Annotated in this window: 17 protein-coding genes; 8 read left to right on the plus strand and 9 right to left on the minus strand. The window is 71.4% G+C overall.

The features are described from left to right. The first annotated feature begins 24 nt into the window (after positions 1–24). Positions 25–1,161 (plus strand): hypothetical protein, encoded by a 1,137-nt coding sequence (locus KAK07_RS21915; protein WP_210852207.1) that lies wholly within the window; start codon positions 25–27, stop codon positions 1,159–1,161. On the opposite strand, the gene KAK07_RS21920 is transcribed toward KAK07_RS21915, so the two are convergent. Then, positions 1,152–1,823: a histidine phosphatase family protein gene (locus KAK07_RS21920; protein ID WP_210852206.1), complete on the minus strand. Its 672-nt coding sequence runs from the start codon at positions 1,821–1,823 to the stop codon at positions 1,152–1,154. The genes KAK07_RS21915 and KAK07_RS21920 overlap by 10 nt on opposite strands. A 181-nt stretch (positions 1,824–2,004) precedes the next feature. On the opposite strand from KAK07_RS21920, the gene KAK07_RS21925 reads away from it, so the two are divergent. Together KAK07_RS21925 and KAK07_RS21930 are read left to right on the plus strand one after the other, a co-directional pair. Beyond that, complete coding sequence (locus KAK07_RS21925; protein WP_210863211.1) at positions 2,005–6,684, plus strand: PAS-domain containing protein; 4,680 nt, start codon at positions 2,005–2,007, stop codon at positions 6,682–6,684. Further along, entirely contained in the window at positions 6,681–7,673 is a 993-nt protein-coding gene (locus tag KAK07_RS21930) for a diguanylate cyclase (RefSeq protein WP_210863213.1), read from the plus strand. Before KAK07_RS21925 ends, KAK07_RS21930 begins: the two co-directional genes overlap by 4 nt. On the opposite strand, the gene KAK07_RS21935 is transcribed toward KAK07_RS21930, so the two are convergent. Next, complete coding sequence (locus KAK07_RS21935; protein WP_210852203.1) at positions 7,674–8,114, minus strand: MarR family winged helix-turn-helix transcriptional regulator; 441 nt, start codon at positions 8,112–8,114, stop codon at positions 7,674–7,676. A 147-nt stretch (positions 8,115–8,261) separates the two neighbouring features. Here KAK07_RS21935 and KAK07_RS21940 point away from each other — a divergent pair, with 147 nt between their 5' ends. The 3 genes from KAK07_RS21940 to KAK07_RS21950 are packed head-to-tail and all read left to right on the plus strand — an operon-like array spanning position 8,262 to position 10,656. Next, positions 8,262–8,798, plus strand: a complete 537-nt coding sequence (locus tag KAK07_RS21940; RefSeq protein ID WP_210852202.1) for a VOC family protein — start codon at positions 8,262–8,264, stop codon at positions 8,796–8,798. Positions 8,799–8,824: 26 nt separating this feature from the next. After that, positions 8,825–10,444, plus strand: coding sequence for an FAD-dependent oxidoreductase (locus tag KAK07_RS21945; protein WP_210863243.1), 1,620 nt, complete (start codon positions 8,825–8,827; stop codon positions 10,442–10,444). A 14-nt stretch (positions 10,445–10,458) separates the two neighbouring features. Next, the gene (locus tag KAK07_RS21950) at positions 10,459–10,656 is read left to right on the plus strand and encodes a DUF2783 domain-containing protein (RefSeq protein ID WP_210852201.1); all 198 of its coding nucleotides are present in this window, start codon (positions 10,459–10,461) and stop codon (positions 10,654–10,656) included. Here the strand turns inward: KAK07_RS21950 and KAK07_RS21955 are convergent, their stop codons facing one another. Beyond that, entirely contained in the window at positions 10,657–12,162 is a 1,506-nt protein-coding gene (locus KAK07_RS21955) for a protein adenylyltransferase SelO (protein WP_210863215.1), read from the minus strand. 188 nt (positions 12,163–12,350) lie between these two features. Here KAK07_RS21955 and KAK07_RS21960 point away from each other — a divergent pair, with 188 nt between their 5' ends. Both KAK07_RS21960 and KAK07_RS21965 read left to right on the plus strand, forming a co-directional pair. Next, the gene (locus KAK07_RS21960; RefSeq protein WP_210863217.1) at positions 12,351–12,914 is read left to right on the plus strand and encodes a lipid-binding SYLF domain-containing protein; all 564 of its coding nucleotides are present in this window, start codon (positions 12,351–12,353) and stop codon (positions 12,912–12,914) included. After that, positions 12,914–14,587 carry a hypothetical protein gene (locus tag KAK07_RS21965; RefSeq protein ID WP_210863219.1) on the plus strand — a complete coding sequence of 558 codons (1,674 nt, stop codon included), beginning with the start codon at positions 12,914–12,916 and terminating at the stop codon, positions 14,585–14,587. Before KAK07_RS21960 ends, KAK07_RS21965 begins: the two co-directional genes overlap by 1 nt. Positions 14,588–14,696: 109 nt before the next feature. On the opposite strand, the gene KAK07_RS21970 is transcribed toward KAK07_RS21965, so the two are convergent. The 6 genes from KAK07_RS21970 to KAK07_RS21995 form a co-directional block, all read right to left on the minus strand. Beyond that, positions 14,697–14,846, minus strand: coding sequence for a lmo0937 family membrane protein (locus KAK07_RS21970; RefSeq protein ID WP_210863221.1), 150 nt, complete (start codon positions 14,844–14,846; stop codon positions 14,697–14,699). Positions 14,847–14,906: 60 nt separating this feature from the next. After that, complete coding sequence (locus tag KAK07_RS21975; protein ID WP_310740759.1) at positions 14,907–15,584, minus strand: PRC-barrel domain-containing protein; 678 nt, start codon at positions 15,582–15,584, stop codon at positions 14,907–14,909. A gap of 170 nt (positions 15,585–15,754) precedes the next feature. Further along, on the minus strand, positions 15,755–16,615 hold the full coding sequence (locus tag KAK07_RS21980; RefSeq protein WP_210863225.1) for a DUF6920 family protein: 861 nt from the start codon (positions 16,613–16,615) through the stop codon (positions 15,755–15,757). 36 nt (positions 16,616–16,651) lie between these two features. Beyond that, positions 16,652–16,927 (minus strand): chaperone modulator CbpM, encoded by a 276-nt coding sequence (locus KAK07_RS21985; RefSeq protein WP_310740760.1) that lies wholly within the window; start codon positions 16,925–16,927, stop codon positions 16,652–16,654. A gap of 44 nt (positions 16,928–16,971) precedes the next feature. Then, positions 16,972–17,919, minus strand: a complete 948-nt coding sequence (locus tag KAK07_RS21990; protein ID WP_310740761.1) for a DnaJ C-terminal domain-containing protein — start codon at positions 17,917–17,919, stop codon at positions 16,972–16,974. Between the two features lie 44 nt (positions 17,920–17,963). Continuing rightward, positions 17,964–18,218, minus strand: coding sequence for a hypothetical protein (locus tag KAK07_RS21995; RefSeq protein WP_210863230.1), 255 nt, complete (start codon positions 18,216–18,218; stop codon positions 17,964–17,966). Between the last annotated feature and the right edge of the window lie 84 nt (positions 18,219–18,302).

Below are 18,302 nucleotides of genomic sequence, written 5' to 3' on the forward strand. Positions count from 1 at the left end.
CCCACCCGACACACGGAGTTTCCCATGGCCCAGGTTGCCCTTGCCCTCGCCTTCGACGACGAGCCCGAGCTGCCCCGCGGCGGCGCCCTGCCCCTGCCCGAGCCGGACAGCCCGGAGCGCACCGGCTTCGAGCTGGGCTGGGACTTCGCCCGCCACGGCCTGGTGCCGCCGGCTGAACACCTGGGGGGTGGCTGCCCGCTGCGCCAGGGCTGGGAGGCCGGCCTCGCCAGCACCGGGCAGCGCGCGCCGCGCGCCAGCCGCCCCGCCAGCCGCCATGTGCGCAAGTGGCTGCAACTGCGCGTGCAGGCCTGGCGCCGCGGCCGCAGTTTCGAGGGTGTGCAGGTCACGCCCCACTACCTGGCACAGATCGACACGGCCGTCTGCCCGGTCACCCGCACCGCGTTCACCCACGCCAGCGGCGCCGACACCGACGCCTCGGTCGACCGCGTGCACAACGGTGCCGGCTACGCGGCTGGCAACCTGGCGGTGATCAGCCTGCGTGCCAACCAGGCCAAGGCCGACCTGCGCTGGGACGAGGCCCGGCTGATGGCCGTGCTGGCCGAGCAGCGCCCGGGCGGCATGGCCGACGGCCTGACGGCGGCCGAGTGGGCCCGGATGGCGGTGCTGATGAGCTTTGTCACGCCGCTGCCGCACGAGGTGGCCGCCAGCCTGCCACTGCTGATGCTGCCGCCCAACCGGCTGCGCCTGCTCAACCCGATCCAGGGCTTGCAGGCGCTGGTCACGCGGCTGCTGCTGCAGCCGGGCTACGCCGCCGCCAGCCAGCGTCTGGCCGAGTTGCTGCCGGCCGGCGAAGTGCGGCGCGATTTCCAGCTGGTCTTCCACAGCCTGCTGCCGCGCGCCTGGGACGCTGTGCGTGAGCGCGACCCGCTGCGTCTGCGCCAGCGCCTGGAAGACGCCTGGCGCGACGGCGCCCTGCTGCGCCGCTGGCAGCGCTTTGCCCGCCACCTGGACGCCGCCCAGGCCGAAGCGCTGGTGGCGCGCGCGGCGCGCAGCGGCCTGGGCGGCGGCCCGGGCGGCACCGTGGTGCAGTTGCATCCCACCGCCCAGGCCACCGAAGGCTGGGCGCTGGAGACCGGCGGCTACATCGCCAGCCGCGCGCCGGTGCCGCGGCCGCTGGCCCACCGGGTGGCTCAGGCGTAGGTGATGTGGCTGGCCAGCGCCGGCGTGTCCAGATGAGGCAGGGTGTTGAAGCTCAACAGGCTGTGGCGACTGGCCGACGCCACCATCTCGCACAGCGCGCTGTTGCGCAGGCGCATGTTCAGGTCCACCACGCTGGCCGGCGGCGCGTCCAGCACCAGTCCCACGGCGGTGGAGATCGGCCCGCCGCTGGACACCACCAGCACGTGCCCCTGGTGGTGTTCGCGGGCGCGCGCCAGCGCATCGGCCACGCCGGCCCGGAACTCGGCATGGCTGGGCATGCCCTGCGGCTGCGACCGGCCGTCCATCCAGGCCAGCAGTCCCTCGCGCAGCAGCCGGAAGTGCTGGCGCGCCTGCTCGGGCGTGCGGGCCCGCGGCAGCTCGCCCGGGTGGATGGCGCGCACCACGGCGTCGCTGTCGTACTCGTCCAGGCCGGCCAGCACGTCGGCCTCGGGCAGCGGCCGGGCGTAGCCCTCCATCAGGGCCTGCAGGCTCTGGCGGTGGCGCTTGAGCCGCCCGGTCAGCACCCGGTCGAAGACCAGACCGTGGCGGGCCAGGTGCTCGCCCAGCAGCCGGCACTGCACCGCGCCCAGCGCGCTGAGTTGGTCGTAGTCGTCGGCGCCGAATGAGGCCTGCCCATGGCGCACGAGGTAAAGGCGTCCCATGGCCGGCGATTGTGGCGGCGCCGCCGCGAGCGCCGATGTCGCTTGGGCGACGCCCCCCGGGAAGACCCTGGCGACCGAGAAACCCCGGTTTCGGGTGGTTTATTGGCTCAGTAACGGTGTCGGGCAGTCGAAACAATCGTTCAGGCGCCGAGGTCCGCCCGGGCGCCCTGTCGTCACGCCCATGAAGTTCCTCTCACCACTCGCCCTGGCCGTCGCCGGCGCCTTGCTGGCTGCCGGCGGCTGGGTCACGCAGGTAGTGGTGCACCAGCGCAGCGACGCGCTGAACCAGCAGGCCGAGGCCGCGTTCCAGGCCGAGGCCGACCGCCTGCCCCAGGCCTTGCGCCATCAGCTGGACCAGGCCTTGCCGGCCTTGCAGGCCCTGCGCGGCCTGGTGGCGGGCAGCGACGATGTCAGCGACGTCGAGTTCGACCGCTTTGTCGCGCTCAGCGGTTTCGACCAGCCCGGCACCGGCGTGCTGGGCCTGGCCTATGCGCCGCGCCCCGCCAACACCGGGCGCCCGCACCCCATCCGCTGGGCCACCTCACGCCAGCTGGTGGGCCAGGACCTGGCCGCCGATGCGGCCCAGCACGACGCGCTGCAGCGTGCCGCGGCCACGGACCGGCCGGTGCTGGGGCCCACCTGGCAGGCCGGCCCCCAGCGCCACGCCTGGTGGCTGAGCCTGCCGGTGTATGCCAGCGCCGAGGCGCGCGCCGATCCGCAACGTCGGCGCGTCGAGGCCGTGGGATGGGCGCTGGCGCTGATCGATCCTCGCGCACTGCTGGAGGCGGTCGAGCCCGGCCCGCAGCAGGTGGCCCTCAGCGAGCTGCTGGCCGGCCGCGACGGCCTGCGCTGGGGCAGCCCGCCCTGGACCGATCCCGACCAGCGGCGCGCCAACCGCACCGTGAACCTGGCCGGACGCGACTTCCGCCTGGACCTGCGCGCGTCGGCCGCGCTGCCGCCCGAAACCGACCGCAGCCTGCGCCAGCTGGCGCTCAGCGGCGGCCTGGTCAGCCTGGCGCTGGCGCTGATCGGCGCCGCACTGACCCAGATGCATGCGACGCGACGCGCCGGACAGCAGCAGCGCGCCCGGGAGCGCGCCCGCCTGTCGATGGTGGCGCAACGCACCACCAACGCGGTCATGATGACCGACAACGCCCGCCGCATCCGCTGGGTCAATGAGGCCTTCACGACCCTGTATGGCCACAGCGCCGCCGAGGCGCTGGGCCGCACGCCGGCCGAACTGCTGGGCAGCGGCCAGAGTTCACCCGAGGCGCTGGCCCAACTGGAGGACGCCTACGCCCACCATGTGGCCTGCAAGGTGGAGCTGGTCAACCGCACCCGGGATGGCCGGCTGGTGTGGGTGCACACCGAACTGATGCCGATGACCCTGGACGACGGCCGGGTCGACGGCTTCGTCGAGATCACGCTGGACCTCAGCGCCCAGAAGGACAGCGCCCGCCAGCTGGCCGCGGCGATGCGCGAGCACCAGGGCCTGCTCAACACCATCCGCGAACACGCGATCGTCTCGGTCAGCGACCCCGAGGGCCTGCTGGTCGACGTCAACGAGGCCTTCTGCCGCATCAGCGGCTACTCGCGCGAGGAACTGCTGGGCCAGAGCCATCGCCTGCTCAACGCCGGCCACCATCCGCCCGCCTTCTGGCGCGCGCTGTGGACCACGGTGACCGCCGGGCGCCCCTGGCGCGGCGAGGTGTGCAACCGCGCCAAGGACGGCTCCCTGTACTGGGTCGACAGCATCATCGCGCCCTTCATGGGGGCCGATGGGCGGCTGGAGCGGCTGGTATCGATCCGCACCGACATCACCGCCGCCAAGCGGCTGGAGCAATCGCTGCGCGACAGCCGGCGCTTCCTGGACCAGGTGGGCCGCGTGGCCGGCGTCGGCGGATGGAGTCTGACGCTGCAGCCGCTGGCACTGGAACTGTCCGATCGTCTGCGCGCGCTGGCCGGTCTGCCGCTGGACGAGCCGGTGAACCTGCGCCAGGCGCTGCGCCGCCTCGCGCCCTGGGCGCGCTATGCGCTGCTGCAGGCAGCGCGCCGCGGCCTGGACACCGGTGCAGGCTGGGACCTGGAACTGCCGCTGCACCACACGCCGGGCGAGGCCCGCTGGCTGCGCATCGTGGGCGAGGCCATGGCCGACGACGACGGCCAGGTCCGGCGCTGGGTGGGCGCGGTGCAGGACGTCACCCGCCAGCGCGAACTGCAGCACGGCCTGCGGCGCAGCCACGAGCTCTTGCGCGGCCTGATCGAACACCTGCCGCTGGGCCTGGCGCTGTTCGACGCCGAGCGATTGCTGCGTACCCACAACCAGGCCTTCGCCGATGCCGTGCTGACCGATCCGCTGTGGCTGGAACAGCCCGGACGATCGCTGGAGGACGTGGTGCGACACGCCGGTCAGCGCGACGGCATCACCGCCGAGCGCATCGAAGCCCGTGTGGCGCAGGCCTGCCAGCGCCACCGGGAGCGCCGTCGCGAGACCTTCGAGCTGGACCGCGGCGGCCGCAGCTACGAGGTGACCAGTGCGCCGATGCCCGACGGCGGACTGGTGCTGATCTACGCCGACATCACCGAGCGCCGCCAGCGCGAGGCCCAGGTGCTGCGCGCCGAGGCCCTGCTGCGCACCGCGATGGACACCCTGGACGAGGGCTTCGTGCTCTACGACCCCGAGGACCGGCTGGTGCTGTGCAACGAGCCCTACCGCCGCATGTTCAGCACCTCGTCCGACCTGATCGTCGAGGGCGCGACCTTCGAGGAGATCATCCGCGGCGGCGCCCAGCGCGGCCAGTATGCGGCGGCCATCGGTCGCGAGGACGAGTGGGTGGCCGAGCGCATGCGCGCCCACCGCTCGGCCGGCCACGAGATCGTCATGAAGCTCGACGACGGCCGCTGGCTGCGCGTGATCGAGCGGCGCATGCCCGACGGGCACACCGTGGGCTTCCGCATCGACATCACCGAGCTGGTCGAGGCACGTGAGCGCGCCGAGGCCGGCAGCCGTGTCAAGGGCGAGTTCCTGGCCAACATGAGCCACGAGGTGCGCACACCGCTGAACGCCGTGCTGGGCATGCTGCGCCTGCTGCGCCGCACCGCGCTGAACACGCGTCAGCTGGATTACGTGGACAAGTCGGAAGGCGCGGCACGCACCCTGCTGGCGCTGCTCAATGACATCCTGGACGCCTCGAAGATCGAGGCTGGCCGCATGGTGCTGGATCCTCAGCCCTTCCGGCCCGAGCAACTGCTGCAGGACCTGTCGCTGCTGCTGAACGCACAGCTGCACGACGAACGCCCGGTGCGCCTGCGCCTGGAGGGCGCCGACACCCTGCCCGCCTGGCTGCTGGGCGACGCGATGCGCCTGATGCAGGTGCTGATGAACCTGGGCGGCAACGCGATCAAGTTCACCGAACGGGGCGAGGTGGCGGTGCGCATGACCGCGGTGGGTGAGGACAGCGCCGGGCTGCGCGTGGCCTTCGAGGTCACCGACACCGGCATCGGCATCGCCCCCGAGCACCAGTCCCGCATCTTCAGCAGCTTCGGTCAGGCCGAGACCTCCACCACCCGCCGCTACGGCGGCACCGGCCTGGGCCTGGCCATCAGCAGCCAGCTGGTCCAGATGATGGGCGGCACGCTGCAGCTCGACAGCACGCCGGGCCAGGGCAGCCGCTTCCACTTCGAGCTGGTGCTGCCGCCGGCCGAGCCCGGCAGCGACCAGGTCGCCTGGCGCACCCTCACCGAGGGCGCCCGCCCGGCGCCCGACCGCGCCGGCGGCCCGCGCCGCCTGAAGGGCATGCGCATCCTGCTGGTGGAGGACAACGCGAACAACCGCCAGGTGGCCTGCGAGCTGCTGGAGGACGAGGGCGCGCTGGTCGATTGCGCCGAGGATGGCCAGCAGGCCCTGGACTTCGCCGACCGCGCCGATTACCACGCGGTGCTGATGGATGTGCGCATGCCGGTGATGGACGGCCTGGAGGCCACGCGCGCGCTGCGCCAGCGCCCGGCGCACGCCCACCGTCCGATCATCGCGATGTCCGCCAACGTCGCCGAGGCTGACCGTGCCGAGGCCCTGGCCGCCGGCATGGACGACCATGTCGGCAAGCCCTTCGACCTCGATGCCCTGGTGCGCTGCCTGCAGCGCTGGACCGGCTGGGAAGAGGATGAGGACGACAGCGTCCCGGCCCACCCCGCGGCCCCACTCTCGCCAGCGATGCTGAGCCAGGCCCGCGCCGCCGACATCGACCTGAGCCGCGCGCTGGAGCGCGTGCTGCACCGCACCGAGGTCTGGGCCCGCATGGCCCGCCAGTTCGCTGACGACGTGCCCGAGCTGGCTGAGCGGCTGGACCACCTGTGGCAGGCGGCCGACCACGCGGGCCTGGCGCGCGAGCTGCATTCGCTCAAGGGACTGGCCGGCATGCTGGGCGCGACCGCCCTGGCCGAGGCGGCCGCCGTGGCCGAGCGCCAGCAGGACAGCGCCGCGCCGATCGCGCCTGCCGCCCTGCTGTCGCGGCTGATGCCCACGGCCCAGGCGCTGCGCACCCTGGCGGACCAGCTGGATCGGGCCAGGCCCGCGTCCGATGCGTCGTCCTGCTGGCCGCCGACCGACCTGCTGCCGCTGCAGGCGCTGCTGACGCGCCTGCAGACACACCTGGCCGAGCACGACATGGCGGCCACCGAGCTGCACCAGCAGCTGCAGACGCTGGCGCCGGGCATGCCCGCTGCGCTCGCCAAGCCGCTGGCACTGGCCATGGCCCGGCTGGACTTCGCCCAGGCCGCGCAGGCGCTGGAGGCGATTCTCAGCGCGCTGGCGGCGCCCTGCGCTGCTGCCGAGTCCGCACTGCTGGAGACCGCGCCATGAGCGGCACCACCGACTTCCTGCCCCCCGAGCTGCTGGGCGGCCAGCGACCTTGCCTGCTGGTGGTGGACGACGAGCCGCTCAATGTGCAGGCGCTCTACACCGTCTTTGCCAAGGACTGCCAGGTGCTGGTGGCCACCGACGGCGAATCGGCGCTGGCGCTGTGTGCCCGCCGCCAGCCCGACCTGGTGCTGCTGGACATCGGCATGCCGGGCATCGACGGCTTCGAGGTCTGCCGCCGCCTGCAGGCGCACCCGTCCACGCGCGGCGTGCCGGTGATCTTCGTCACCGCCCGCGATGATGCCGACGCCGAGACCCAGGGCCTGTCCTGCGGCGCGGTGGACTTCATCGTCAAGCCCATCCACCCGGCCATCGTGCGGGCGCGGGTGCGCACCCACCTCACGCTCAAGCTGCAGAGCGACCTGCTGCGCCAGATGGTGTTCATCGATGGCCTGACCGGCGTGCACAACCGACGCTTCTTCGACGAGCGGCTGGACGCCGAGTGGGGCCGCGCGATGCGCAACCGCACGCCACTGAGCCTGCTGATGGTGGACATCGACCACTTCAAGCGCCTGAACGACCAGCTCGGCCACCAGGCCGGCGACCAGCGCTTGCGCCAGGTGGCCGAGGTGCTGCGCCGCTGCATCCGGCGCACCAGTGACGTGGTGGCCCGCTACGGCGGTGAGGAATTCGCCTGCGTGCTGCCCGACAGCGAGCCCGATGCGGTGATGCTGCTGGGCCGGATGATCGTCGAGCGCGTGCGTGAGGACATCGGGCAGCTCCACCCCGACCATCCGTCGACCGTCAGCGTGGGCGTGGCCTGCAAGCCGGCCGACTTCGATCCGCGCCACGGCGGCTTCCAGGACCTGCTGGCGCTGGCCGACAGCCAGCTCTACGCGGCCAAGGCCGCCGGACGCAACACGCTGCGTGGGCGGGTGATCGGCCAGGCCGAGGCACTGGCGCTGCCGTCGATGTCGCTGGCCGGGAACTGATCAGCCCTGGCGTGCCAGCTGGCGGGCACGCTCCAGCACCTGGTCCAGCGCGCGCTGCAGCAGCGCCTTCTCGTCGTCGCTGAGCCCCTCGAAGAGATAGGCCTCGCGGGCCTGCACCATCGGCACGATCTTGCGGTAGAGCGCCTGTCCGGCGGGCAGCAGGCTGAGCAGGTAGCCGCGGCCGTCGTCGGGGTCGTCCTCGCGCGCGATCCAGCCGGCCTTGAGCATGCGGGCCACGGCGCGGCTGGTGCGCATCTTGTCCATCGTCGTGTGCTCGATCAGCGCGGTGGTCTTCATCGGGCTCTGCTCGGCCAGCGCGGCCAGCACGCGCCACTCGTCGCGGCTGAGGTCGAAGCGCTCGGCGTAGACCTGCGCCATCGAGCGGCTGACCGCTTCGGCCAGCACCGCCAGGCGGTAGGGGAAGAACTCATCGAGCTTCATCACGGGTCTGATGGTAACAAGCATGACGATGTGGCGCAGCGAGCGATCAGGGCTTACCCTTGTATGGGCTCAGGAGTGACGAATCGGCCTTGACCTCGAATAGTAACGCTGGTTACTATATCGCCCATCACACCGCCGGAGACCGCCATGCCCATCGAACGCATCCACCACGTTGCCTACCGCTGCAAGGACGCCAAGCAGACCGTCGAGTGGTACGGCAAGTACCTGGGCATGAACTTCATCCTGGCCATCGCCGAGGACCAGGTACCCTCGACCAAGGCGCCGGACCCGTACATGCACGTCTTCCTGGACGCCGGCGCCGGCAACGTGCTGGCCTTCTTCGAGCTGCCCAACTCGCCCGCCATGGGCCGCGACCAGAACACGCCCGAGTGGGTGCAGCACATCGCCTTCAAGGTGGGCAGCGTGGACGAGCTCGAGCAGATCAAGGCCCGGCTGCAGGCCGACGGCATCGAGGTGGTGGGACTGACCGACCACACCATCTTCAAGTCGATCTACTTCTTCGACCCCAACGGCCACCGGCTGGAGCTGGCTGCCGACACCGCCACGCCCAAGATGGCCAAGGACCTGGACGAGGTGAAGTGGGCCATGCTCAACGAGTGGGCCCAGACCAAGCGCGCGCCCAAGCACGCCGCCTGGATGCACGAGTCCGAGTTCAAGCACTGATGTCCAGCACCGATCGGCAGCCCGTCATGCAGAAGACCTACACCTATCCCGAGTTCGCCTACCGCTGCTCGGACGAGCAGCACCTGGGCACCGTCAAGCGCCACCCGGTGGTGGTGATCGGCGCCGGCCCGATCGGCCTGACCCAGGCGCTGGACTGCGCAGCCTACGGCATCCCGGTGGTGGTGCTGGACGACAACAACACCGTCAGCATCGGTTCGCGCGCGGTCTGCTACGCCAAGCGCCCGCTGGAGATCTGGGACCGCCTGGGCGTGGCCGAGCGCATGGTCGAGAAGGGCGTGAGCTGGAAGGTGGGCAAGGTCTTCTTCAAGGACGAGCTGGCCTACAGCTTCGACCTGCTGCCCGAGCCGGCACACAAGATGCCGGCGATGATCAACCTGCAGCAGTACTACCTCGAGGAATACATGGTCGAGGCCTGCAACGCCTCGCCGCTGGTGGACCTGCGCTGGAAGCACAAGCTGCTGGCGATCCAGCAGAAGGACGACCACGCCGTGCTGACGGTGCAGACGCCCGACGGCGTCTTCACGATGGAAGCCACCTGGGTCATCGCCGCCGACGGCGCCAACAGCGACACCCGCAAGATGGTCGACGGCCAGTTCACCGGCCAGTTCTTCCAGGACCGCTTCCTGATCGCCGATGTGGTGATGAAGGCCGACTTCCCGACCGAGCGCTGGTTCTGGTTCGACCCGCCCTTCTACAGCCGCCAGGGCAAGCCCACCAGCGTGCTGCTGCACAAGCAGAGCGACAACGTCTGGCGCATCGACTTCCAGCTCGGCTGGGACAGCGACCCCGACGAGGAGAAGAAGCCCGAGAACGTGATCCCGCGGATCCAGGCGATGCTGGGCCCCGACGCGCAGTTCGAGCTGGAGTGGGTCTCGGTCTACCAGTTCGCCTGCCGGCGCATTGACAACTTCCGCTACGGCCGCGTGCTGTTCACCGGCGACGCCGCGCACCAGGTCTCGCCCTTTGGCGCGCGCGGCGCCAACACCGGCGTGCAGGACGTCGACAACCTGACCTGGAAGCTCAAGCTGGTGCTGGCCGGCCGCGCACCCGAGGCGCTGATCGACAGCTACCACGCCGAGCGTGCCTACGCGGCCGACGACAACCTGAAGAACTCCACCCGCTCGACCGACTTCATCACGCCCAAGAGCCGCGGCAGCCTGCGCTACCGTGACGCCGTGCTGGAGCTGGCCAAGACCGAGGCCTTCGCCCGCCCGCTGGTCAACAGCGGCCGCCTCTCCATGCCGACGCCCTACCTGGCGTCGCCGCTGAACACGCCCGACACCGATGCCTTCGCCGGCCAGATGCGACCCGGCACCAACTGCGCCGACGCGCCCGTCGAGGTCAAGGGCCAGCGCAGCTGGCTGCTCAAGCACCTGGGCGGCAGCTTCGTGCTGCTGGCCTTTGGCGATGCACCGGCCGAGTCGATCGAGGTCAATGGCGTATTGACCCGCGTGCTGCATGTGGGCCGCGACCTGCACGACATCGACGGCCTGGTGGCCGAACGCTATGACGCCCAGCCCGGCACGGTCTACCTGATCCGCCCCGACCAGCATGTGGCCGCCCGCTGGCGCACTTTTGAGGCCGAGCGCGCCACCGACGCGCTGCGCCGCTGCCTGGCCGCCTGACCAAGGACCCCGCGATGAGCACGCTCCACACCGAACCCCGCATCGCCGACCCGGACGGCTTCTACGAGGAACTGATCGACAGCCAGCGCGAACTCAGCGACGAGCAGGTCGAGCTGATGAACGCCAAGCTGGTGCTGATCCTTGCCAACCACATCGGCGACCGCGCCGTGCTGAGTGCCGCGCTGAAGCTGGCGCGGCCCACGGGCACCTGATCAGGTGCCGCAGAAGGTCTGGTAGCCCGCGGTCACCGCCACCGGCGCGGGCTCGGCAAAGACGGCATCCTCGGCGCGTTCGTCAAAGGGCGAGCGCACCACCGCCAGCAGGCGCTCAAAGGGCGCCAGATCGCCGCGCTCCTGCGCGGCGTCCAATGCAGCCTCCACCTGGTGGTTGCGGGCGATGTAGGCGGGGTTGGCGCGCCGCATGGCCGCGCGCTCGGCATCGCCCGCGCCGGCGCGCCGGGCGCGCCAGCGTTGCAGCCACGCGGCCAGCGCCTCGTCGGCCTCGGGCGCGAACAGCGCGCGCAGCGCCGCCTCGTCGCCATCGGCCGCGCTGTTGAGCGCGCGGAAGGCCTGCGTGAAGTCGATCTGGCGCGGCTGCAGCAGGGCCAGGAAGGCCTGGGCCAGCGCCTCGTCGACCTCGTCGTCGGACCATGGCAGGCCCAGCTTGTCGCGCATCACCGCCAGCCATTCGGCGCGGTAGAGCGCCGGGAAGGCGTCGACCACGCCGGTAGCCAGGTGCAGCGCCTGCTGCTCGTCATCCGACAGCAGTGGCAGCAGGCACTCGGCCAGGCGGGCCAGGTTCCAGCGCGCGATCAGCGGCTGGTTGGCATAGGCGTAGCGGCCCGCCACATCGATCGAGCTGAACACCGTGCGAGGACCGTAGGCCTCCATGAAGGCACAGGGGCCGTAGTCGATCGTCTCGCCCGAGATGGTCATGTTGTCGGTGTTCATCACGCCGTGGATGAAGCCCACGCCCATCCAGCGGGCGACCAGCGCCGCCTGGCGCCGCGCCACCCCCTGCAGCAGCGCCAGAAAGCGCTCGGGGCGGCCGGCGGCGTCGGGCTGGTGGCGCTCGATCGCATGCTCGGCCAGTGCCCGCAATGATTCGCCCTCGCCCCAGGCGGCGGCAAACTGGAAGCTGCCCACGCGCAGATGGCTGGCCGCCACGCGGGTGAGGACCGCGCCGGGCAAGGGCCGCTCGCGCCAGACGGTTTCGCCGGTGGCGACCGCAGCCAGCGAGCGCGTGGTGGGAATGCCCAGCGCATGCATCGCCTCGGACACCAGGAACTCGCGCAGCACCGGCCCCTGCGCCGCCTTGCCATCGCCACCGCGCGAGAACGGCGTGCGCCCGCTGCCCTTGAGGGCCACATCGCGCAGGCGCCCCTGGCGGTCGACCAGCTCACCGATCAGCAGTGCCCGGCCATCGCCCAGCCGCGGCGAGAAACCGCCGAACTGGTGGCCAGCATAGGCCTGCGCCACCGGCCGGGCCGCCGCCGGCACCGCGTTGCCGGCCAGCACCGCCAGATCCTGCGGCGTGGCCAGCGCCTCGGGGTCCAGGCCCAGCTCGGCCGCCAGCGGCCCGTTGAGCGCCAGTGCGGCCGGCGTCGGCACGGCGGCCGGCGACCAGGGCTCGGCCATGGCCGGCACGGCAGCGGCAAAGCGGGCCTGCCAGAGGGCGTCGTGCAGGGTGGTCGGAGATCGGGCAGCGCCTGCGGTCATGGGCCGGTGCGATAGGGCATGACCGCCAGCTTGCCGCAAACCGCGCGGCGCTGCCGCCGCGCCCCCGGGAGGCCCCGCGGCGCGGCAGGACAAGCCGCGCCAGCAAGGCCCGGTGGGTTCGACGCCGCACAGACCAGCCCGCCGCAGCCACCTAAGGTGAGCGCCTGCACAACCTACCGGAGCGCTCCATGACCACGTCACGACGCGATGTACACCGCCACCTCGCCGCGGCGGCCCTGGTGCTGCTGACGGCGGGCTGCCCGTTCGCGGCCCTGGCCGCGGGCGCCGACGACCTGGACCGCGATGCGCAGCAGGCGCTGCAGGCGATCTACCAGGCCAATCCCACGGCCGAGCTGATCTCGCGGCGCGCCAAGGCCACGCTGGTGTTCCCCAAGATCGTCAAGGCCGGGCTGGTGTTCGGCGGCAGCTACGGCGAGGGTGTGCTGACGCAGCGCGGCAAGGCCAGCGAGTACTACAACTCGGTCTCGGCCTCCTGGGGCTGGCAGGCCGGCGCGGAGACCTACACCTACATCGTCTTCCTGATGAGCGACAAGGCCGTCAGCTACCTGGCACGCACCCAGGGCTGGGAGTTCGGTGTCGGCCCGTCGATCGTGGTGGTCAACGAAGGCGTCGCGAAGAACCTGAGCACCTCCACGCTGAAGGACGATGCCTACGCCTTCATCACCGACCAGCAGGGGCTGATGGCCAGTCTCAGCATCGAGGGCACCAAGATCAGCCGCATCAAGCGCTGATGAGGCCACCCGTCGCGGCCCTGCTGGCCGGCGCCGTGTGCGCCGTGCCCCCGGTCGCGACGAACAGCGGGGCCGCACCCGTGGCACCCCGCCAGACCGTGTGCACGATCACGGTCAACTCCCCAGACGAAAAGAACGCCTTCCAGCGCCACCTGCCGGCGGCGGGGTCGCGTTTCGTCGAACTGGTCGAGCGCGGCCGGCCGGACTGGCTGGCCTCGGCCTGCCAGGCGCAGACCCGCTGCGACGTGCTGGTGATCTCCGGCCATTACGACGGCGGCAACGAGTTCTTCTCGGATCGGCTGGAGGGCAGCGAGTTTCTGCCGGTCGACGAGCTGGAGCGCGTGGCCTGCAGCAACACCTGTCCCGTCCTCTTCGCGTTGCTGAAGGAAGTGCACCTGTTCGGCTGCAACACGCTCAATGCGTCGGCACTGAGCACCGCCACCGCCGAGATCGTCCGCGGGCTGGTGCGCGAAGGACACTCCATCCGCGACACCGAGCAGCGCCTGCGGGCCCTCAACGCCGAGCATGGCCAGAGCAGCCGTGACCGCATGCGGCTGGTGTTCAAGGACGTGCCGGTGATCTATGGCTTCTCGTCGGTGGCGCCGCTGGGGCCGGTGGCGGCCTTGGCGCTGGACGCCTACTTCCGCAGTCGCGGCTCCGGCGAGATCGGCACGGGCCGCAGCAGCCCTCTTCTGCTGGGCCAGTTTGCCGCCTACGCCATGACATCAACACGTGGCATGACCGACCTGGATCCACATGCGCATGTGCGCCATGACATCTGCCAGTTCACCGATACGCGCCTGACCCAGGCGCAGCGGGTGGACTTCGTGCACGAGTTGCTGCAGCGGGACATGTCGCAGATGCGGGTTCATCTCGACCGCATCCAGCGCCTCCTGTCCGGCCTGGCGGACAGCACGACGCCCGCCCCCGAGCTGGCGCTGGCACTGGACCGCATCGCCCAGGACCACCACGCCCGCGATCGGTTCCTGGCCTTTGCCCGCGATGCCGACCACCCGGCGGTCCGCGCGCGCCTGCTGCGGCTGGCGCAGACCCTGGGCTGGCTGAACGAGGACGAACGCCTGCGCGAGACGGCCCGCATGCTGGGCGACGTGCTGGCGCGCGGTCCGGTCGGCCAGGCCGAGGTGGAACTGGCCTGCACCCTGAACCAGGGTGGAGAGCTCGACGGGCTGCCGGGGCCGGACCTGGCGCCGGTGATGCCGGCCGACAGCCTGTCGCATGCGGCACTCAGGGCCTGCCTGGGCGATCCGGCGGCCCGGGAGCGCACCGTGCTGGGCCTGGTGAGCGCGCAGACCGCGGAGGTCGAGGTGGCCCGCACCTACCTGCGGCAGCGGCCGATCACCGACACGGCTGAGCTGCGCAGGGTGTCCGCCGCCGTCGCCGACATGCCGGCCTCGGAGACCCAGGTCGGTGCACTGGAGGCGCTGGGGCGGCACCACCTGGCCGACCGCGAGATCCTGGCCCGGTTGATCCGGCTCTATGCCAGCACCCCGTCATGGCGGGTGCAGACGGCGGTGGCCGGGATCCTGATCCGCGCCGACCTGCGCAGCCTGGGGCCGGCCGAGCTGGCGCAGACCCTGCGCAGCAGGCGGCGAGCGGCACCGCCCGGCGAGAACCTGATCGACGCACTGATCCGCCAGCTCGGGCGGGCCTGAGGGCGCGGATCGGTGCGCTGGCACGGGTTGCGGGTTGACCGCAATCATGGCGCGCAGGTGCGCATCAGGCGCTGGTGGACGGCCGAGGCCGGCCATCGGCGTCAGGCGTTCACGGGCTTCGGCGCCCGGAGATCAGGTTGAACAGCAAGATCACCAGGGCCACGACCAGCAGCACATGGATCAGCCCGCCCAGGGTGGTCGATGTCACAAGCCCCAGCAGCCAGAGAATCAGCAAGACGGCAACGAAGGTGTAGAGCATGGTGTCAGTTCCCCTTGAGAAAGGTGGGTGGCCGCGGCCGGAAGACCTTGTGGCGGCCCCTCAGCCCGCCGTGGCGGCCGTCGTGGCGCGCAAGCGGCTCAGCGCGGCACTCACCCCCGCTTCGAGCGCCTGCCACTGCCCGGCGTCGGCGCGTTTCAGTTCATCGAGGCGCGACTCGGCCGCCCTCAGGTCACCCTGCAGCGTCAGCAGCCGCTTCGAAACGGCATCCTGCTGCTCAGGGGGCGCGACGCTGAGCTGCGCCTGCAGGCTTGATGCGCGCACGCGACCCGACGCGATGTCCCGATCGGCCGCTGCCACGAAGGCGTCGCGCCGGCTGTCATCGGTGGCGTAGGAGAACACCGGCATCGCATTGATCGCGTCGCGTGTCGCCCCCACCATCACCAGGCGGTTGGCGCGTTGCTGGATCGAGGCCATCGGAATGGCCACGTCATGTCGCCCCATGCCCAGGAACCCGCCCGCCTCGATGATCACGAAGGACAGGTTGCGCTCCGGCGAGATGATCAGGTCTTCCACCTCGCCCACCTTCTGGCCCGCTTCGTTGTAGATGGACTGGCCCATCAGCGTGCGCTTGACGCTCCAGCCGGTGGCGGTGAGCGTGGACTCGGTGACCAGGGTATCGACCCGCCGGGATTCACCCGCGACCTGGGCAGCGCTCAGGCCAGGGACAAGCAGTGCGGCCACCAGGGCCGGCAGGGCCCAGGCGGTAGGCAGGGTCACGGGTGTGTGGTCGATGGGGATCATGGTGCAGTGCCTCGTCTGTCAGCGGTCCGCCGCACCTGCCACGACGGTCATCGCGACGGTCTGGCGGGCGGCTGATGGGTTTGTAGGCGCCTGCAGCCCGGAGGTCTGTGCGACACAACACACCCGTGGCAGGTCAGCCACCACGATCAGGCTGTGTCTTCGTGGCGGATCGCGCTGACCCTGCCCTCGAAGCAGGTCTGAGGCCCCTGCGGCAGCACCCAGGCCACCTCGCCGCACATCGGCAGCGTCATGCCGTGGCAGCGCTGATAGTCGGTCCAGCGCGCCTCCCAGGGCAGCAGCCGCAGATGTCCACGCACGAGGGCACCGCGGGCCTCGAAGCGGATGACGCTGATCAGGCCAGCCGCGTCAAAGTGGCAGCGCAGGGTCACCGTGAGCGGGCCGTCCTTCACGGTGGCGTTGGCCGAGCTGTCGTCCACGGCCTGCCAGCGCACGCCCTGGCTGGGCAGCAGCGCCGTCGGATACCAGGCTGCTTCAGCCAGCCAGCGGATGAACTCCGCTCGGTCCATGTCGGCGCGTCCACCCGCGCTGGCGACGGTCAGCAAGCCCATGACCGCGACGCTCAGGCGACCCTCGCCGCCCACGTAGCTGTCCATGACCCGGACCGGCAGGCCTGGCCCGATGACCATGCGGGCATCCCACACAAAGCCCGGCCGGCGCACCTGCACCCGCTGGTGTGCCGTGAAGGCCACCCAGCGCTGCCCCGTCATCGACCACTTGAAGCGGCCGGTCATGTCGATGCTGACGGACGCGATGATCGGCTGCCCGGCCTGCAGAACGGTGCGGAAGTAGCGCTGGACCGGTGCCGGCAGCCCGTCGAGCTCGGCGGGGTCGTAGCGCGGGCAGGGCCCCGCGATCACCCGGCGGCCAAGCCGCTCGGTCAGTGCCACGACGGTGCTTGTCCAGCGCCGCTCGCCCAGGCGGTTCAGCACCCACAGCGCGCCGACCAGCCCGCCCGCGACGCCAGCGGCCCAGAACACCGCATTCATCGTCGCACCGACCTCGCCGGGCAGCGATCGCCTGACTCAGCCACGACGCTGCCGGGCACGCAGCCGCTCGATCTCGTCGAGCAGGTCCATCACCAGGGCCACGCCGGCGGGCGCCAGGTCGAAGTCGCGTGCCAGCCGCAGGGCGGTGAGGGTGCGTGGCAGGGCCTGATCGGCGAACTGCCAGTCTTCGTCCGGCCCGCCGATCGGGTGCAGCACGCCTTCGCCCACCAGCGCACTCAGCTGGTCGGCCCGGGCGCCGGTGGCCCGGCACAAGGCGGTGGCCGAGAAGATGTACTGCTCCTCGACAGACACGACGGTGCCTGGGAGCGGAGACGGGATGCGTGGGGACATGGAACTCAGGCCTCGCTGGGTGGACGTGGATGGAAGCCGGGACAGGCCTGCGCGAGCGCCCGGTAGGCCTGCTGCTGGGCCTCTGAGGCGGCGGCGGGCAGCACCAGCGTCAGCACGACATACAGGTCGCCCGGCACCGGGCCGGGCAGACCGCGCCCCTTGAGGCGCAGCCGTCGCCCCTGCCCCGATCCGGGAGGCACGCTCAGCAGCAACGGGCCACCGGGTGTGGACAGCGTGATCTCGGCGCCGAGCGCGGCCTCCCAGGGGGCCACCGGCAGGTCGACATACAGGTCGCGGCCGTCGAGCCGGAACTCGGCATGCGGCCGGATGTGGATGTCCAGGAACAGATCGCCCGCGGGTGCATCCCCCAAGCCCGCGGCACCCTGCCCGGCCAGCCGGAGCAGTTGGCCATCGCGCACGCCGCGGGGGATGTCGACTTCCAGCAGGTGCGGCTGCAGCCGGGTGTGACCCTGGGCGTCCACCGTCGGCCGCAGCAGCGACACGGTGCGGCGCGCGCCTGCGAACGCCTCCATCAGGTCGATGTCCAGGCGCGCATGGTGGTCACGGCCCGGCGCGCCCGAGTCGGGGGGCATGCGGCTGGATCCACGCCGGCCGAACAGCGATTCGAAGAAGTCGCTGAAGGCCGCGTCGTGATCCGGGCTGCCGGCCGGCCCGCCCCGGCCGCTGAACTCGAAGCCGCCGTCCCGGCCGTTGCCGGCATCGACAGCCTGGCCGCTGGCATGGCGCCGCACGACCTCGTCATAGGCCGCCCGGCGCTCCGCGTCGATCAGCGCCGCATGGGCCTCGGCCACCTCCTTGAAGCGGGCCTCGGCGTCGGGTTCCTGGCTCACATCCGGATGGAATCGACGCGCAGCCCGGCGGTAGGCGCGCTTGATCTCGTCCTGCGTGGCGGTCGCAGGCACGCCCAGGGCGGCGTAGTAGTCCTTGAACACCAATCTGGACCCTCACACCGGAGCACCGGCGCCCGCGCATGCGTTCATCGGCGACGCGCCAGCGGGCCCAGCAGGAAGGACTCCAGGGCATGCAGCCACTGCTCGAAGAGGCCGGACTCGATCATCGAGCGCGGTCGCAGGCCGACACGGATGGCAGCGGCATGCAGGTGGCGCGGCAGGTCGAAGGGATGAGGCAGGCGCAGGCGCGCCGGGGCAAACCGGGCCGCGCCGGGCTGGGCCCGCCATCGTCGAGCGGATTCACGATCGTCGTACGGACGCTTTCGCGGGACATGGGTCACCAGACACTGTATCGACCCAGCAGAACCTGCTCAGCTCAAGCCGCTATTGCATAAGCCTCAGCGGGGGTCCTCATGTTCAGCGCC

The sequence above is a fragment of the Ideonella alba genome (assembly GCF_018069875.1).
Classification (GTDB): domain Bacteria; phylum Pseudomonadota; class Gammaproteobacteria; order Burkholderiales; family Burkholderiaceae_C; genus Ideonella; species Ideonella alba.

Bases quoted from the DNA above. Each gene is read 5' to 3' on its own strand.
- KAK07_RS21925 (WP_210863211.1), top strand. From the start codon at position 2,005: ATGAAGTTCCTCTCACCACTCGCCCTGGCCGTCGCCGGCGCCTTGCTG.
- KAK07_RS21940 (WP_210852202.1), top strand. From the start codon at position 8,262: ATGCCCATCGAACGCATCCACCACGTTGCCTACCGCTGCAAGGACGCC.
- KAK07_RS21915 (WP_210852207.1), top strand. From the start codon at position 25: ATGGCCCAGGTTGCCCTTGCCCTCGCCTTCGACGACGAGCCCGAGCTG.
- KAK07_RS21970 (WP_210863221.1), bottom strand. From the start codon at position 14,846: ATGCTCTACACCTTCGTTGCCGTCTTGCTGATTCTCTGGCTGCTGGGG.
- KAK07_RS21980 (WP_210863225.1), bottom strand. From the start codon at position 16,615: ATGAATGCGGTGTTCTGGGCCGCTGGCGTCGCGGGCGGGCTGGTCGGC.
- KAK07_RS21945 (WP_210863243.1), top strand. From the start codon at position 8,825: ATGCAGAAGACCTACACCTATCCCGAGTTCGCCTACCGCTGCTCGGAC.
- KAK07_RS21930 (WP_210863213.1), top strand. From the start codon at position 6,681: ATGAGCGGCACCACCGACTTCCTGCCCCCCGAGCTGCTGGGCGGCCAG.
- KAK07_RS21950 (WP_210852201.1), top strand. From the start codon at position 10,459: ATGAGCACGCTCCACACCGAACCCCGCATCGCCGACCCGGACGGCTTC.
- KAK07_RS21965 (WP_210863219.1), top strand. From the start codon at position 12,914: ATGAGGCCACCCGTCGCGGCCCTGCTGGCCGGCGCCGTGTGCGCCGTG.
- KAK07_RS21920 (WP_210852206.1), bottom strand. From the start codon at position 1,823: ATGGGACGCCTTTACCTCGTGCGCCATGGGCAGGCCTCATTCGGCGCC.
- KAK07_RS21955 (WP_210863215.1), bottom strand. From the start codon at position 12,162: ATGACCGCAGGCGCTGCCCGATCTCCGACCACCCTGCACGACGCCCTC.
- KAK07_RS21935 (WP_210852203.1), bottom strand. From the start codon at position 8,114: ATGAAGCTCGATGAGTTCTTCCCCTACCGCCTGGCGGTGCTGGCCGAA.
- KAK07_RS21960 (WP_210863217.1), top strand. From the start codon at position 12,351: ATGACCACGTCACGACGCGATGTACACCGCCACCTCGCCGCGGCGGCC.